This window comes from Methanomassiliicoccaceae archaeon DOK (assembly GCA_009911715.1).
GTDB lineage: Archaea > Thermoplasmatota > Thermoplasmata > Methanomassiliicoccales > Methanomethylophilaceae > Methanoprimaticola.
In genome coordinates this window covers 949,213-964,482 of record CP047880.1, presented here as the reverse complement: position 1 = coordinate 964,482, position 15,270 = coordinate 949,213, and the positions used below count along the sequence as shown (strand labels likewise).

Sequence of the window (15,270 nt, the reverse complement as noted above, 5' to 3'; positions counted from 1 at the left end):
TCCAGATTTGAGTTGATGTTATGTCGATGAAATGCAGATGCTGCGGTTCCGAGATCCCCGCAGGATCGTATTATTGTCCGGATTGCGGGACACGCATCGTAGAAGACAGAGCCAGGCTGGGAATGGTGCCAAATCTGATTCTGATCTACGGCGTGGTGGCTCTGATCATCGGTCTGTTTTTTGCCATGAGCATTGCAGTCTTAGACGAGTTCTGGATCGAGAACGTTGGACCCGACGGAACGTACTACGGGGTGACATATGGCCAACTGGAATCCACCATGGTCTGGATGACGGCCGCTTTCCTATCAAGCGGTCTTTGTGCCACCGTCTCGGGGATATTGGCCAGGAGGATGGTCTACGGCAGAGTGTGCCTCATTCTCTGTCTCCTGGCATCGGTGTTGGTGTTTGTGGTCGCAGTGCCAGACATGTATTACGCTCTGTACGGGGTCGTTCCTTTCATCGTGGGGATGTACATGACGTACAGACTCTACGTATGTCAGGACGCTTTCAGCGGTTGATCAGAAATAAACGGTTTCCGGCGGGTATCACCCCGCCGTAATTGGTTGTCGTCTCAGCTGGAGAACCCATCCGCGCAGGAGTAGATCCTGTACGCCATCGCGGCCCCGATCAGGAGCAGGATGATGCCCCAGATGATCATGTTGACCAGTCCGATGGCCATGAACAGCGGCAGGACGCATGCCAGGACGCAGAGAATCAGGCACAGCCTGTACTGGACCATCTTGTTGGCCAGATAACCGGACACTATGGCGCACAGTCCGCTGAGGAGAAGGAACACCCCGGTGAAGAGGAGCGCGGTCTCGGTCTGGGCCATAGTGAGCCCGAAGTAGAGCCCGCTGTCATCCGCCACCTCCGTCCAGATGGACTCGACGGACGTCGACTCGGCGGTGATCACGATTCCTATGAGGGTCGCGATGACACCGTAGAGGAGGATCAGTGTGGGCGTCTTGCCCAGATCGACCTCCTTCCTGCCGAATCCGACCCTGTTCCTGTAGAAGTCCTGAGACCTGTCGTACGCGGTGCCGTCGAGCGCGGCTCCGCATGTCGGACAGTACTCAGAACCGGCGGGGATGGGCTCCCCGCATCTTACGCAGTGCTTGTCTTCCATTGTACCACTCACGATGTGAATCCCTTGTCGTCCCTGTACAGCAGGAATGTGACGATCGCACCGATGATTACGGACACGAAGGACGCCATGCCGAAGCTGAACACGGTGGCGACCGCACAGGCGATGACGGCGTAGGTCTTGGGTCCGCGCTTGTAGCAGAACCAGTAGCTCACAAGTGCGCCGACGGCGCTGACGAGGGAGATCCCGCCCGAGAACAGAACCTCGCTGTTGAAGGAATCGCTCCATTCGAAGGGGAGGACCATGCCGACGGCCGCGTACTGATCGACCAGTTCCTGGAAGTCCGCCTCGGTGAACGTCAATCCGAGATAGATCGCGGAGATTCCGAGAACGGCTGCCAGCAGGCCGTAGATCAGGATGAGTATGCTCACTGCCGGAGGTCCAGACCTCTGCTGCATGCCGTATCCGGGCCCCTGGGCGAAGGCATGTGGGTTGGCCCTTCCGCCGATGCCGGCACCGCATTCGGGACAGAATTCCGCACCCTCAGGCAGCATCGCGCCGCATGCGGTGCAGAACTTGTTTTCATCTGTCATGCCGGACCCTATGTCGCCCGTACTTAACTAATCTCCTTCAGTCCCTTCGGATGTCCGGTACTGCCGTCGGGATTCCATAGGGGTCAGCAAGGGGAAATCCTACTTCGCAGGCGACGGTTTTTCCAAAAATTGTATAAAATCGTCCTGTAAGAACATAAATCTTTTAAATATAGTTGCAAATTTGTTCACGAAACCGGTGTCCGAGGATGAAAATGAGACGGATTCCATCTTCAAGGTGCGGGTCCGCCCATCGTCGTTCTCCAGGTGTTTCGGTCCCGTCGCCGCTTACACGATGCCGTGTGCATCCGGTCATCCCGTGCCGGCGGAGGGACAGTTTTGGACGCCATCGAATAGCAAGGGATGTTAGACAATGAAAGGGATCATCATACCTCTGAACATCACGGGCCACAGCATCTTCGTGGAGGTCCTGGTGGGTGCGATAGTGCTTCTCATTGGTCTGGTCGGCTATTTTACAGGGGTCTCCGTGCTGACGGTGCTCGCCGCCGTGATCGGGGGACTCTACGTCATCTACTCGGCATGGTCATCCTCGAAGATCTTGAACGGGATGCCCACTCCAGGGGCTGACGCCAAGCAGACCACGATCCGCTATGTGAGGGCAGCCAACGGCGGCTATCTGGTTTTCGAGTCCGACGAGGAGCTCAGCTGATACCGAGACGCCTTTCCGTAATCCACGCGGCGCCGATGCCCGTGGCACAAACCCAACCCAAGGCGGTTCCACCGTCTTGGTATCTCCTGTTCCGCCATACGCCCATGAGGCTCTCCGCGGGGCGTTTCCCGATCAATTCAGGATTCCCGTTGTACTTTTCGATAAGTTATTCATACATGTCGATGTCGTCCGATTGTGTGGCTGGCATACACTATCCTGTCGGCGGTATTCGCGGCGTTGACGTCCATCTTCGCGAAGATAGGGATCAAGGACGTCGATTCCAACCTTGCCACCGCCGTCCGCACAATCGTGGTCCTGGCCATGGCCTGGATGATGGTCCTGGTCACCGGCACATGGAACGGGATCACGGCATCTCCGGACACACCCTGTCGTTCCTGGTTCTGTCCGGACTTGCCACCGGAGCCTCGTGGCTGTGCTTCTACAGGGCGCTGCAGGAGGGTCCCGCCTACCTCGTCGTCCCGATAGACAAGCTGAGCATACTGTTCACGGTCCTGTTCGCGTTCCTGATTCTCCATGAGAGGATGTCGCGCAGGTCCTGGGCGGGGCTCGTCCTCCTGGTCATAGGTACTATGATGTTGCTGCTCTGACGTGATATATCGAATATGTACGTCTATCTATTCGATATGGATGTAAATGGACGTTTGTATCGGTATGTATGAAACAGCGATATGAACATTCTAATATCAATTCTGAAGGGTAGGGAGCTATGAATCGTAAACCGTTCAAGGACTTCCTCGTCGGCATCCTGGTGGGGATAATGTCCATGATGCCCGGTGCCAGCGGCGGCATCATCGCGGTGATCTTCGGGATGTACGAAAGGCTGATTGCAGACGTAGCGGACATCGGGCACAAGCTCCTGAAGGACCTGAGGTTCATCATCCCGGTGGGTCTGGGGATCCTTCTCGGGCTGGTGGTCTGCGCCGTGGGGATCTACGCCCTCCTCCAGAACTGGGAGATTCCGTTGATGTTCTTCTTTGCGGCGCTGATCGTATTCCAGATCCCCGACCTGTACAGGCTCTGCAACTCGTCAGATGACACGGGGCCGTCCATGAGGAACCTAGTCGCCTACGTGATCGGGTTCATCGTGATGCTGTCTTTCCTCTTCGTCGGAAGCACGGAATCAGACATCTCGCTGATCGATCTGGGCGCCACGGACATAATCGTACTGTTCGTCATAGGGCTCCTCGTCGCTCTGTCGAAGATCGTTCCCGGTCTCAGCGGCGCAGCCATCCTCCTCGCCATCGGCGTGTACACCCCGCTGATGGACCTCGTCGGGGGAATGGACATGACTGTGATCGTGGACAGGGTCGCCGCCCTCATCCCGCTCGGCCTCATCGTCGGGGTCCTCGGGATATCGAAGATCGTCGACCATCTGCTGAACAGGTACCGCAGGTCCACCTACTACTGCATCATGGGCATAACCCTGGGTTCCATCGTCACCGTCGCCGTCCAGGCGCTCCAGGGGCTGACAGGGGATATGATCCTACCCAGCGTCGTGTGCATAGCGATCGGGTTGGCGTTCGGATACTGTCTGAGCAGGGTCTCCGCGAAGTACGCCGAGGAGACGATCTCGGAGAAGCCCACAGGCGCTTGAACGATCGGCCTGTTCAAACCCAGGGGCGGTGCCCGGTGGCGCCGCCCCGTTAATCCCAGACCCGCTCGTAACCTCGTTCACGGATGCGGCGATGTTATGTTGCCTTCACGATACGATTATATACGACGGCCCCATCCTCTCAATCACGGAGATCAGGTGCCGGAGTTATCCGGTACACTGCCGTGGAGGGTTCTTCACCCTCAGGCCGCACGGGGTCGATGGACGGACGTGCGGGTTCGAAGCAGCTGGTTCTACCATATGTGTTATCCTTTCCAGCAACGCTTATATACCATGTCACTATACCAACCCCCGTTATTGCGCCTCACATAACGTGAGGAGCGATGCGAGGTATCAATATGGTAACCGTCTACGACGTTCCTGCCGAGCAGCTCATACTCAAGACGGCCCAGAAGCTCAAGGAGAATCCCAACATTGTTCCCCCTGAGTGGGCCGAGTTCGTGAAGACCGGCAGGCACACAGAGAGAGCCCCGTCCCAGGACGACTGGTGGTACACTAGGGCCGCCTCCATCATGAGGAAACTGTACGTGAAAGGACCCATGGGATCCTCCAGGCTCGCCGCCGAGTACGGCGGATACGCCGACAAGGGATCCATGCCCAACAGGGCCGTCAAGGGAAGCCGCAACATCGCCAGGAAGTGCATGATGCAGCTCGAGGCCGCCGGGTACCTTGTCTCCAAGGACAAGGAGGGCCGCGCTATCAGCCCCGCGGGACAGTCCCTTCTGGACAACACCGCCAAAGAGGTCTACGACGAGATGAGGGCCTGAGGGGGAATCGGCATGGAAGATCCCGAATTGCAGGCAATCAGGCAGAGGAGGATGGCCGAGCTCCAGCAGCAGGCCCAGAACCAGGCCGCTCAGGAGGAGCAGGCCAGGAGGATGGAGGCGCAGAAGCAGAACGCTCTCAGGCAGTTCCTCACCCCCGAAGCCAGACAGAGGCTCGCCAACATCAGGCTGGCAAATCCGCAGATGGCGGATTCTGTCGAGATGCAGCTGATTCAGCTTGCCCAGAGCGGCAGGCTCCAGGGAATCATCGACGACACCATGCTGAGGAACATTCTCGCACAGATCGCCCCGCAGCACAGGGAGATCACCATAGAGAGGAGATAATCATGTCAAGCACAAAGGCCCCCGCAATGAAACAGAGGCTGAACAAGAAGGTCAACCAGAACCGCCGTGTCCCCGCATGGGTCATGCTCAGGACCAACAGGCAGTTCCTCCGCCACCCCAAGAGAAGGTCGTGGCGCATGAGCAAACTTAAGGAGTGATTCAGATGGCAGACGAAGTCGAGAGGATCATGGTCATCCCCCTCAGGGCGACGAAGCAGGCACCCCGCACCCGCAGGGCAAAGCGCGCCGTCAAGGAGGTCAGGGAGATCGTCATGAGGCACATGAAGGTCGACGCTGAGCACGTCTGGATCGACGCCAGTGTCAACGAGAAGCTCTGGGAGAACGGAATCCGCAACCCGCCCTCCAAGATCACCGTGAAAGCGGTGAAGTTCGACGACGGCCTCGTAGAGGTCTCGCTGGCAGAGTGATACAATGATGAGGTTCTCACGCCATTCAGGTAACCCCAACATCGGTGTTTTCGCTGCGGTCAACGAGAGCCTCGCCTTTACATCCGCCGACGCCTCCCCGGAGTTCGTCAGGGCTCTCGAGGAGGCGCTCGGCGTCAAAACCATAAAGACGACGGTCGCCGGGGCGCATGTCATCGGTTCTCTGATGGCGATCAACTCGAACTGCGCGGTGGTCTCCGGTCTCGCCGACTCCAGGGAGGTCGAGGTCATCGAGGAGCACATCCCGTGCTTCCTTCTGGACGACTCCCTCAACGCAGCCGGGAACAACATCCTGGTCAACGACCACGGTGCCATAATAAGTCCAGACTACGGCCACGAGATGGCGAGGCCGCTGTCCGACGCCCTCGGCGTGGAGGTCGTCTTCTCCTCCATAGCCGGATGCAACACCGTCGGGTCCGTCTGCAAGGCCACCAACAAGGGCTGCGTATGCCACATGGACGCCAGCGACGAGGAGGTCGACCTGATAAAGGACGTCCTGAAGGTCCAGGAGGTCGTCAGGACATCCGTCAACCACGGTTCCCGCATGGTCGGTGCCGGACTGGTCGCCAACTCCAAGGGAGCCGTCGTCGGGGACGAGACGACACCCATCGAGATGGGCAAGATAGAGGACGGTCTGCTCCTCTACTGAGAGCCACAACCCTTTTCCTTTTTTTCCATCAATGGGAGTGCTCAGCGGTCGAAAACCCAGCACTGCTTCATGCCGTCTATGTCGTCCCTCGTCACATCGATCTCGTTGCCGATGTAGTCCACGGCCTCGTCCGGAATGAGGTCCAGGAAGTCGTCCAATGGGGTTATCGGGATAGAAAGGCCGCCGACCCTGTAGTGCATGGGGACGATCACGTTGGGATTCACGAGCTCCAGGAACCTCTTGACCTCGGGGAGCGGCATGGTGAACGTCTCCCCCACAGGGACGAAAAGCATGTCGACCTCCCTGATGCGCTCGATGGTGTCATCGTCCGGGATGCACCCCAGGTCGCCGCAGTGGCAGACGGAGATGCCGTCCATCTCGAAGAGGTACATGGTGTTGGGGCCGCGCTCAGCGCCACCGACCGCATCGTGCCAGGTGGGGAGGCCCTCGATGTTCATCCCCCTCACGGAGAACTGTCCGTTGCGGCCGAGGAAGTCCTCGTGCCTGCCCCTGACGACGCGGACGGCGTTGTGATCGTAGTGGTTGTGGGTCATGAGTACAATGTCGGCGCTGACGGCAGGCGGTTTTATGCCGATGGAGCGTCCGTCATGGGGATCCACGACGACCGTGTTGTCGGCGTCCCAGAACTCGAAACAGGAGTGACCGTGCCATCTGACCCTCATGGCCCCGACAACGGGGCTACAGCTAATTAGCTTTCGGTCACCTACCGTGAAGTCGCTTCCGCGACACCGTGCCAGAGTGGTCAACCATTATAAGGGAGTTTAAACCTTCGAGGACATATGAAGAAGACTCTGGTCCTGGTCGTCGACAGAGACGATGACTTCGGTGTCAAGGGCAAGGTCAACACGCCCGTCATCGGTGTCCAGAACTGTCTGGACGCGGCCACAGCCTTCGGCATAGCGGACCCAGAGGATTCCGACCTCAACGCCCTCTTCGCGGCGGTGAGCGTGTGCCTCGAGATACAGGAGGACGGCCATGAGGCCGACGTCGCCCTCATCTGCGGGGACGAGAAGGTCGGACACCGCTCCGACCTGGCACTCGTGGCCCAGCTGGAGGAGGTCCTCGATGAGATCCAACCCGACAGCGTCGTCCTCGTGGGAGACGGCGCGGAGGACGAGTACATCTACCCCATCATCTCGTCGCGTGCGCACGTCGACTCCGTCAGGAAGGTCTACGTCAAGCAGTCCCCGGGTATCGAGGGCTCGTTCTACATCATCACGAAGATGCTGTCCGATCCGGGCAAGAGGAAGAGGTTCCTGGTCCCACTGGGGTTCATCATCGTCCTGCTTTCGCTGTTCTTCATCATGCCGGCGCTGCTCGTCTACTCGTCGGACCACGACATCAACACCCTGGCGAGCATGTCCGGGAGCCTCGCGTTCTTCTTCATCGGCGTCGTTCTGATACTGTACGGATACAACGTCAGCGAGCTCTACCAGGAGTTCAGGAAGAACCTCATATCGTCCCTCGCGGGTGACACAACCCGTCTGCTATTCCTGTGCGTGTCCCTGAGCATCGTCCTGCTCATGGCGGTCTGGAACTACGTGGAGGTCAACGGACTCTACATCACGAGCGTGTTCCAGTGGATACTTTACTACTTCACGTCCCTGGTGTGGCCCATAGTCATCGCGATTATGGTGTACGTCGTGGGACAGATCATACAGGATTATCAGACCTCGAAGACCGTGAAGCTGAGCCTGGTGTTCGGCTGCATAGGGATCGTCAACCTCGGTCTGGTCCTCACGGGCGTCCTCGACCTCATCTCCCACTTCGTCTGGGACGACGGGTTCTTCCAGCTGGGTGTCATCGAGATCGTGGCGGGTGTCATCATATCCATACTCAGCACATATGTGAAGGGCCGCTACATACCGGCCGCCCCCAAGGAGGCCAGGCCGGATGAGGCATTCTGAGTGGGAGCCCATCTACCAGGAGATCCTGGAGGACATGGGCTACGACCGTGCAGACGACGAGGCCTGCGTCAGGATCCTCAAGGCAGTCACCCTGAACTCCGACCTCATCACCGACGACGAGGCCGCTGAGTACTTCTCGGGAACCGCGACGGTCTTCGGAGACGCCCCGTGTCTCGAATCCGATGTTTCCCGTCTGCCGCCAGAGGGGACTCTGGTGTCCTCCGGCTCCGCCGTCGCCAGGCTCCTGGCCATCGGAATCGTCCCTGACGTGGTCGTGACCGACCTTGACGGCGACATCGACTCCCAACTGGAGGCCAGCTCGAGGGGGGCCCTCACGTTCATACACGCCCACGGCGACAACCAGGACCTGGTGAGGATGCACGCGGGACGCTTCAGGGGCCCGGTGGTGCTGACCACCCAGTCGACTCCGGAGAACACGGTCCTCGATCTGGGAGGTTTCACCGACGGGGACAGGGCCGTCTGCATCGCCCAGGAGTTCGGTGCCCGGAGGGTGCTGCTGGAGGGCTTCGATTTCGAGCATCCCAATCCGAAGGACGGATCCGACCCCGCCGTCAAGCTCAGGAAGCTTGCATGGGCCAGGCGCATCATCGGGAGGCTCTCGGACAGGATCTCTCTAATCACTCCAAGCAACTGACGTGCGCCCATTTATACCAGAAGCAGTTATCGAGTTCCGAGGGACCCGATGGAGCCTGCATACGTCGTACTCATAGTTCTGGCTGTTATCTACGTCCCCATCTGGGTCTGGGTCTGGAGATGCCCGGAGAAGGCTGAGAGGTACCACCTCTGCAAGTACGGTCCCTGTATCATGATAAAGACCCAGCTGGGCATGAAAACCATGGACCGTCTGGCCAGATACCCCCGGTTCTGGCGTGCGTTCGGATTCTTCTCCAAGGTCGTGTCCGCGGTTCTGTTCCTGATGATGATGTACATGATGGTGGTGGCCCTGCTGGCCGTCCCGTCCAGGATCGCGTCGGAGTCCTCCATCGGCATCGAGTACGCCCTGGCGATTCCAGGGCTGAACCCCATGCTGCCTCTCGTCTATGGTGTCATAGCACTCGTGGTCGCCATGGTGGTGCACGAGCTAGGTCACGGAATCCAGGCCCGTGCCAACGGCGCCCGCGTGGAGTCATCCGGGCTCCTGTACGGAGTCGTCCCCCTGGGGGCGTTTGTCGAGCCCAACGAGGAGGACATGAAGGCCAAGCCCCGCAGGGCCCAGATGGACATGTACACCGCTGGGATCTCGGTGAACACGGTCACAGCGATCGTTTGCATGCTGCTCCTGGTCGGGTGCTGTTCCACGGCCACATCCGACTACGAGGACGATGCCGCCGTCTACTACATGGATGACGGATCCCCAGCATACCTCGCGGGCATACCGGCAACGGCGATCATCACAGGTCTGACTGCGGAGGACGGCACAGAGCTTGACATAGGAACCTCGGTGGATGGCACGAAAACGTCCCTGGATTCCGGAGTGGATCCCACCCAACGGTACTACGTCGAGTACGTCTACCATGATCGGACGTACGTCACCGAAGAACCGATCCAGATGGGGGTCTACATACGTTCGATTACGAACAACAGCCCAGCGATGGACGCCGGTCTGAGCAACGGCGAGTTCCTGTACTCCATCGACGGAGAGGTCATCAACTCGGTCTCGGAGTTCAGCGACATAATGTCCGGGAAGACTTCCGGTCAGACCATCGTCGTCGGCATCGTCCAGTCTGTGTCAGACGGCGAGATACCCTCCCCTGAGTACATCGAGATCGTCCTCGCCGACAACGGAGGCTCCGGCTTCCTGGGGATCTCGGTCTCCACCAGCGGTATGACCTTCATCACCCCTGGTCTGATGATGGAGCGCGCCATCAACCCGTTCTACGGGGCCGATTCCGCATACTCCTACTTCACATCGATCTTCAGTTACCTCGCAGGTGCGTTCAACGGCATGGACCCGGTGTCGGAGGACGTCCACTGGTGGTACGACGTGCCGCTCGGCAACGTCATGTGGTTCATCATCACGCTGCTGTACTGGCTGTTCTGGCTGAACCTGCTGCTGGGGATCTCCAACGCCCTCCCGGCGTACCCGTTCGACGGAGGATTCATATTTGCCGGAGGCGTCAGCTGGCTGTGCGAGAAGCTCGGCGTGCGCGACGAGGAGCGCCGCGACCGCCTGACCGACAGCATATCGAGCAGCGTGTCGACCGTCGTGCTGTTCATGTTCATGATATTGGTGCTGTCGTTCGTCATGTGAGAGAGGTGAGAGCGATGATGGACATCTATGAGATGAAGGACGGGAAGCCGTGCAAGACCGATTCCATCAAGGACGACGTCTGGATCAACCTGGTGAACCCCACCACGGAGGAGATAGACACGGTCCAACAGGCCCTCCAGATAGACAGGGAGGCGCTAACCGCTGCTCTGGACGACGAGGAGGGTTCGAGGACGGAGGTCTCACAGAAGTACACGCTCATCCTGATAGACGCCCCTACCAGGGAGTGGAGGAACAACCGCGAGGAGTTCACCACGTACCCCCTGTCGATCACCATCACGGACACCGCCGTGGTCACCGTCTCACTGCAGGAGCTCTTCGCCATCACCAATATCACCGCAGGCAAGAACAAGAACATCAACACGGTGAACGTGGCCAACAGGACGCGCTTTGTGCTGCAGATCCTCTTCCGCGTGGCGGTGAACTACCAGGCGGACCTGAAGTACATCGAGGTGAAGAGGATGGCGATCGAGGAGTCGATCAGAAAGGCCACCCGCAGGGACGACCTGTTCGAGCTTCACGAGCTGGAGTCCAACCTGGTCTACTTCAAGACCAGCCTGAGCGTGAACACGTCCATCATAGACAGGCTGGGCAAGCTGTCAAGGTTCGTCTCCAGCCAGGAGGACCGCGACCTGATGGACGATGTGGTCATCGAGACCAACCAGGCCCTGGAGATGACCACGACCTACAGTCAGATCATCAAGGGTACCAGGCAGCTGGTCGAGGCGGACCTCAACAACTCTCTGTCGAACATCATGAAGTTCCTGACGTCCATCACGCTGATCATCTCGATCCCCACTCTGGTCGTCAGCTTCTACGGCATGAACGTGTCCCTGCCCGGCATGGATTATCCTTATACGTACATCGTACTTCTGGGCGGGATGGCTGCCATATGCATAGTCACGATCTGGGGCCTTCAGAGACGTGGCATGTGGCGTTGACGGGTGATCCGATGTCGATAGAATCCATTGCAGAAGCCATTCGCAGTTATCCCGGCGTGACTAGGAAGCACGCCATCCACAAGATCGTGGACCTCCTGCCCACGGCGGCGTTCCCGCAGGTCGTAGCCGCGGAGGGGGAGGATGCGGCGGCCATAGACGTCGGCGACCAGTACGTGCTGTTCGCCGCTGACGGGATCATGGAGTCGCTCGTCAACACGAATCCGTACTACGCCGGATACTTCGCCGTCCTCGTGAACGTGAACGACATCGCCGCCATGGGCGGAAGGCCGCTGGGGATGGTCGACGTCATGTCCATCGTCCATGGCGAGGTGTGCAGGGAGATCATCCGCGGAATGAAGGACGGGATTCGCAAGTTCAACGTCCCCATCGTCGGCGGACACGTCCATCCCGACTGCCACTACAACGCCATCGACATCTCCATCGTCGGCAGGGTCGCGAAGGACGCCCTCCTAAGGAGCAGCACCGCCGAGCCCGGTGACGACATCGTCTTCGTCATCGACACGGACGGATTCTACCCCGATGACCTCCCGTACGCGTTCGTGACCACCATCGATAAGTCGGATGAGATCGTCCGCGACCAGATGGAGGCAGTGGCAGTCGTTGGGGAGAGGCATCTGGCCCACTCCTGCAAGGACATGAGCAACCCTGGCAGCATAGGCACCCTGGGCATGATGCTAGAGTCCTCCTCAGTCGGAGCCCTCGTGGACATCACCGCAATCCCCCGCCCGGAGGGTGCGGACGAGGTCAAATGGTATCTCACGTACCAGGGCTGCGGATTCTGCTTCGCATGTCCTCCCGAGAACTCTCAGGCCATCATCGACATATTCTCCGAGGTCGGATGCGAGGGCGCTGTCGTAGGGAAGGTCGACGACTCGAAGCAGCTGAAGATCACCGACGGTTCCGAGACAACGGTGCTGTTCGACTTCGAGAAGGATATCATCACCGGATGCAGGCCTAAGGAGAGGGACTGACTACCAAACGACTTAACATCTCTATTTTTTATCAAATGGAAAAGAAGAGCCTGGCCACAGGGGTTGACCTCACATCCCGACACAAGTTGACCATTTCGCTTCTCGACCCTGCGACCCCGTAAACGTCAGTAGTTCAGAGTAAGGCTGCTCCCGTCAGGACCTGACCCGGTTCCCCCGATTGATGTGTGAACTGCGACCCTCCGGTCGTATTCGTCACAAACTCCGACTCTACAGGACAAAGTTTCATCGTTGCTAGATGGGCTTGTGTGTTCAGCGGGGCCGTCCCCTGCTGTCGCCCCCGCGTATTGACGATTTCGGGTGTAGGGCACGCCAAGCGCCCCGGCCAAGCCAGACAGGACGGTGATTGTGAGCCTCGTTATAAAGCCTTTGTTCGAATCGTTCGGATTGGACAGAGATGCGACGTCACGCAGGATCGTAAAACCCCATCCCGCTGACAATCATTATATACAATCTCCATAATCCCGTTGATACCGTGCTACGTGTTAGCACGCAACTTGGTGAGCAAATGGATTTCTTCGGATTGACAGACCCGTGGATCATCGGAGGCTACGTTGGCAGTTTCCTCTGTGTCGCATTCTGCGTGATCTACGGATTCCTCAAGGGAAGAGGAAGCGAGGAGGACGAGGAAGATGGCCAGTGAAGGTGTGGATCTGGCGATCTTCGGGGCCATGACAGCGGTGTTCCTGGTAATCACGCTGGTCCTCGGATGGTACGGTTACAAGAACACACGCAACAACGAGGAGTTCCTCCTCGGACGCAACAAGACCGGGCCGGTCATCATCGCGCTGTCATACGGGGCCACCTTCCTTTCGGCTTCCGCTGTGATAGGTTTCGGTGGACAGGCCGCCGTCCACGGCATGTCCGTGATGTGGCTGTGCCTCCTCAACCTGTTCGTCGGTCTCATTGTCGCTTTCCTCATTTTCGGAGGACCGACACGCAGGAAGGGAAAGGCCCTCGGAGCCTCCACCTACGCGGACCTCCTCGGAAAGGTGTACAAATCCAAGGGGATCAGGGCATTCACCGCGATCCTCATCATCGTGATGATGCCGATCTACGCGGCAGCAGTTCTGAAGGGAGGAGTAAACTCCCTTGCGGTCATCACGGGACTTACCGAGTACTACGACTACATCCTCATCGCGCTGGCCATCATCGTCGCCGTCTATGTCGTATACGGCGGAATCATTGCTGTCATGTACAACGATGCGTTCCAGGCTGCGATCATGTTCATCGGGATGGTCGTCATCCTCGTCGCAACATACGGCTACTTCGGAGGAGTGACCCCTGCCAACGAGGGTCTGGACAACCTCTGGGACGTGACCCTAGGGGGAATCAACCCGGGTGACCTGGGAGTGCTGGACGGGTTCAACGGCTGGACCAACTTCTCCGATTTCGGTTCCGCCGAATGGCTGACCGTCGTCACGACCTTCCTGCTAGGTGTCGGAATCGGAGCACTCACCCAGCCCCAGCTGGCGGTCAGGTTCATGTCCGCCAAGAGCGACAAGGACCTCAACAAGTCGCTCATCGTCGGATCCGTTTTCATGCTCGCCATCGTCGGATCCGCCTACACCGTGGGCGCCCTCAGCAACGTCTACTTCTACGAGCACTACGGGCAGACCGCGTTCGAGTACATCACGGGAATGGGGCTCGGTACCGACTTCATCATCCCCCAGTACATACTGGAGCTGTTCAGCAACATCTCGTTCGGCGACATATTCGTGTCCCTGTTCCTGCTGTCCCTGGTGTGTGCGGCCATCTCGACCATCAGCGCTCTGCTCCACACGATCGGAGCTGCCGGAGGATACGACCTGTACACCCTGTGGAAGAACAAGAAGGGTCACATCACGGGAGACTCCCAGTCCGTCAACCTGAACCGCGCGTTCATCGTCGTCATCATGGTCCTCACGGTGCTCTACTGCTACATGATGCCGAACGACATCATCGCCAAGGCGACGTCGGTGTTCATGGGCATGACCGCCGCTGCTCTCCTGCCGGCGTACTTCCATGCGATGTACTCCAAGGATCCGTGCAAGAAGGCCGCGATAGCAAGCATGGTGGCCGGAACGGTCGTGTATCTGTTCTTCGCCCTGTTCATGAACACCAGCACATGTGTGTTCCTCCCCATATGCGAGCTGCTGACGGGCCAGAGCGTCCTGTTCCCCGACTCGGTCCTGGCCAGCACCGACGCGCTGGTCATAGCTCTGCCAGTGTCGATCGTGGTGCTCGCCGTGACTCTGGCGTACTTCAGGCTCAGGGAGAGGAAGGCCAACGGGGAGGTTGAAGTGGGATCCATCTGATTTCCTCAACCGAAAATAAACTTCTTAATTTTAGTTTTATAAAAGAATGTATATTCTACAAAACGTAGATTGAATCAGGTTTTTAACCTCTGGTAACGATGATTTTATCCCACGGATGAAAGAAACTGAGGGTTAACGAAATACCGTAGAAAAACATTTCTGAAAAAATATTAGACACTTAGGAAATAGAATTAGGTTTAACAGACTTTTATTTATACTACTTATCTGATTTTATTCTAAGGTTTGGAGTTTAATGTATACTATTATGCTTCGAGACCTAACAGGGGATGCAATATGGTTAAGAAGGAAGACAACGACGGCGTCACAGCCTTCGAAGAGAAACACATGATCTCGATGCTCATGTTCCTCGGTGCCAACGGGCCCAGCAGGAAGATCGATATCTACGAGGGCGTTTCGTCGAACCCCAGGATGCCCGACAAGCTCAACCATCTCGAGGAGATCGGACTGGTCACTCAGGAGATGGACATGGTGACACGCTCGACAATAGTCACGCTCACTCCCGCCGGAGAGCAGGTCGCGAGTCTCTTCGTCGCCATCGACAAGTGCATCAAGGGAATCCAGAGATGAGATGACCGCCTGGGGATAGGTTAAGTACGTGCTCGG

At 58.1% G+C, this 15,270-nt stretch carries 18 protein-coding genes, 1 other RNA gene and 1 pseudogene; 16 read left to right on the top strand and 4 right to left on the bottom strand.

Translation table 11 applies throughout. From position 1 onward, the window contains the following. Window positions 1–26 precede the first annotated feature (26 nt). Window positions 27–518, top strand: a complete 492-nt coding sequence (locus tag JS82_04880; protein QHK17469.1) for a hypothetical protein — start codon at window positions 27–29, stop codon at window positions 516–518. A 53-nt stretch (window positions 519–571) separates the two neighbouring features. Here JS82_04880 and JS82_04875 read toward each other — a convergent pair whose 3' ends face one another. Beyond that, window positions 572–1,126, bottom strand: a complete 555-nt coding sequence (locus JS82_04875) for a hypothetical protein (protein ID QHK17468.1) — start codon at window positions 1,124–1,126, stop codon at window positions 572–574. 8 nt (window positions 1,127–1,134) lie between these two features. Then, window positions 1,135–1,677, bottom strand: coding sequence for a zinc-ribbon domain-containing protein (locus tag JS82_04870; protein ID QHK17467.1), 543 nt, complete (start codon window positions 1,675–1,677; stop codon window positions 1,135–1,137). Between the two features lie 370 nt (window positions 1,678–2,047). On the opposite strand from JS82_04870, the gene JS82_04865 reads away from it, so the two are divergent. From JS82_04865 to JS82_04830, 8 genes and pseudogenes are all read left to right on the top strand, one after another. Beyond that, complete coding sequence (locus JS82_04865; GenBank protein ID QHK17466.1) at window positions 2,048–2,344, top strand: hypothetical protein; 297 nt, start codon at window positions 2,048–2,050, stop codon at window positions 2,342–2,344. Window positions 2,345–2,539: 195 nt separating this feature from the next. Continuing rightward, window positions 2,540–2,952: pseudogene (locus JS82_04860) on the top strand (EamA family transporter). Between the two features lie 119 nt (window positions 2,953–3,071). Beyond that, entirely contained in the window at window positions 3,072–3,959 is an 888-nt protein-coding gene (locus tag JS82_04855; GenBank protein ID QHK17465.1) for a DUF368 domain-containing protein, read from the top strand. 356 nt (window positions 3,960–4,315) lie between these two features. Continuing rightward, window positions 4,316–4,744 (top strand): 30S ribosomal protein S19e, encoded by a 429-nt coding sequence (locus JS82_04850; protein QHK17464.1) that lies wholly within the window; start codon window positions 4,316–4,318, stop codon window positions 4,742–4,744. 12 nt (window positions 4,745–4,756) lie between these two features. Beyond that, window positions 4,757–5,086 (top strand): DNA-binding protein, encoded by a 330-nt coding sequence (locus JS82_04845; protein ID QHK17463.1) that lies wholly within the window; start codon window positions 4,757–4,759, stop codon window positions 5,084–5,086. 2 nt (window positions 5,087–5,088) lie between these two features. Next, window positions 5,089–5,244 (top strand): 50S ribosomal protein L39e, encoded by a 156-nt coding sequence (locus tag JS82_04840; GenBank protein QHK17462.1) that lies wholly within the window; start codon window positions 5,089–5,091, stop codon window positions 5,242–5,244. Between the two features lie 5 nt (window positions 5,245–5,249). Continuing rightward, entirely contained in the window at window positions 5,250–5,513 is a 264-nt protein-coding gene (locus JS82_04835; protein QHK17461.1) for a 50S ribosomal protein L31e, read from the top strand. A gap of 7 nt (window positions 5,514–5,520) precedes the next feature. Then, complete coding sequence (locus tag JS82_04830; GenBank protein ID QHK18410.1) at window positions 5,521–6,180, top strand: translation initiation factor IF-6; 660 nt, start codon at window positions 5,521–5,523, stop codon at window positions 6,178–6,180. Between the two features lie 41 nt (window positions 6,181–6,221). Here JS82_04830 and JS82_04825 read toward each other — a convergent pair whose 3' ends face one another. Continuing rightward, window positions 6,222–6,863, bottom strand: a complete 642-nt coding sequence (locus JS82_04825) for a Zn-dependent hydrolase (protein ID QHK17460.1) — start codon at window positions 6,861–6,863, stop codon at window positions 6,222–6,224. 117 nt (window positions 6,864–6,980) lie between these two features. Between JS82_04825 and JS82_04820 the strand changes: the two genes are divergently transcribed. Genes JS82_04820 through JS82_04800 form a run of 5 tightly spaced genes read left to right on the top strand, consistent with a single transcriptional unit; the run spans window position 6,981 to window position 12,331 of the window. After that, window positions 6,981–8,108, top strand: a complete 1,128-nt coding sequence (locus tag JS82_04820; GenBank protein ID QHK17459.1) for a DUF373 family protein — start codon at window positions 6,981–6,983, stop codon at window positions 8,106–8,108. Continuing rightward, window positions 8,095–8,763 (top strand): DUF115 domain-containing protein, encoded by a 669-nt coding sequence (locus tag JS82_04815; GenBank protein QHK17458.1) that lies wholly within the window; start codon window positions 8,095–8,097, stop codon window positions 8,761–8,763. Before JS82_04820 ends, JS82_04815 begins: the two co-directional genes overlap by 14 nt. A gap of 48 nt (window positions 8,764–8,811) precedes the next feature. Then, window positions 8,812–10,380 carry a PDZ domain-containing protein gene (locus JS82_04810; GenBank protein QHK17457.1) on the top strand — a complete coding sequence of 523 codons (1,569 nt, stop codon included), beginning with the start codon at window positions 8,812–8,814 and terminating at the stop codon, window positions 10,378–10,380. Between the two features lie 14 nt (window positions 10,381–10,394). Continuing rightward, entirely contained in the window at window positions 10,395–11,339 is a 945-nt protein-coding gene (locus tag JS82_04805; protein QHK17456.1) for a magnesium transporter CorA family protein, read from the top strand. 11 nt (window positions 11,340–11,350) lie between these two features. After that, the gene (locus tag JS82_04800) at window positions 11,351–12,331 is read left to right on the top strand and encodes a methanogenesis marker 2 protein (GenBank protein QHK17455.1); all 981 of its coding nucleotides are present in this window, start codon (window positions 11,351–11,353) and stop codon (window positions 12,329–12,331) included. Window positions 12,332–12,378: 47 nt separating this feature from the next. Here the strand turns inward: JS82_04800 and ffs are convergent. Further along, window positions 12,379–12,686, bottom strand: an RNA gene (gene ffs, locus JS82_04795) — signal recognition particle sRNA. A 295-nt stretch (window positions 12,687–12,981) separates the two neighbouring features. Here ffs and JS82_04790 point away from each other — a divergent pair. Both JS82_04790 and JS82_04785 read left to right on the top strand, forming a co-directional pair. Further along, on the top strand, window positions 12,982–14,646 hold the full coding sequence (locus JS82_04790; GenBank protein ID QHK17454.1) for a sodium:solute symporter family protein: 1,665 nt from the start codon (window positions 12,982–12,984) through the stop codon (window positions 14,644–14,646). 294 nt (window positions 14,647–14,940) lie between these two features. Beyond that, the gene (locus tag JS82_04785; GenBank protein ID QHK17453.1) at window positions 14,941–15,234 is read left to right on the top strand and encodes a hypothetical protein; all 294 of its coding nucleotides are present in this window, start codon (window positions 14,941–14,943) and stop codon (window positions 15,232–15,234) included. Window positions 15,235–15,270 lie beyond the last annotated feature (36 nt).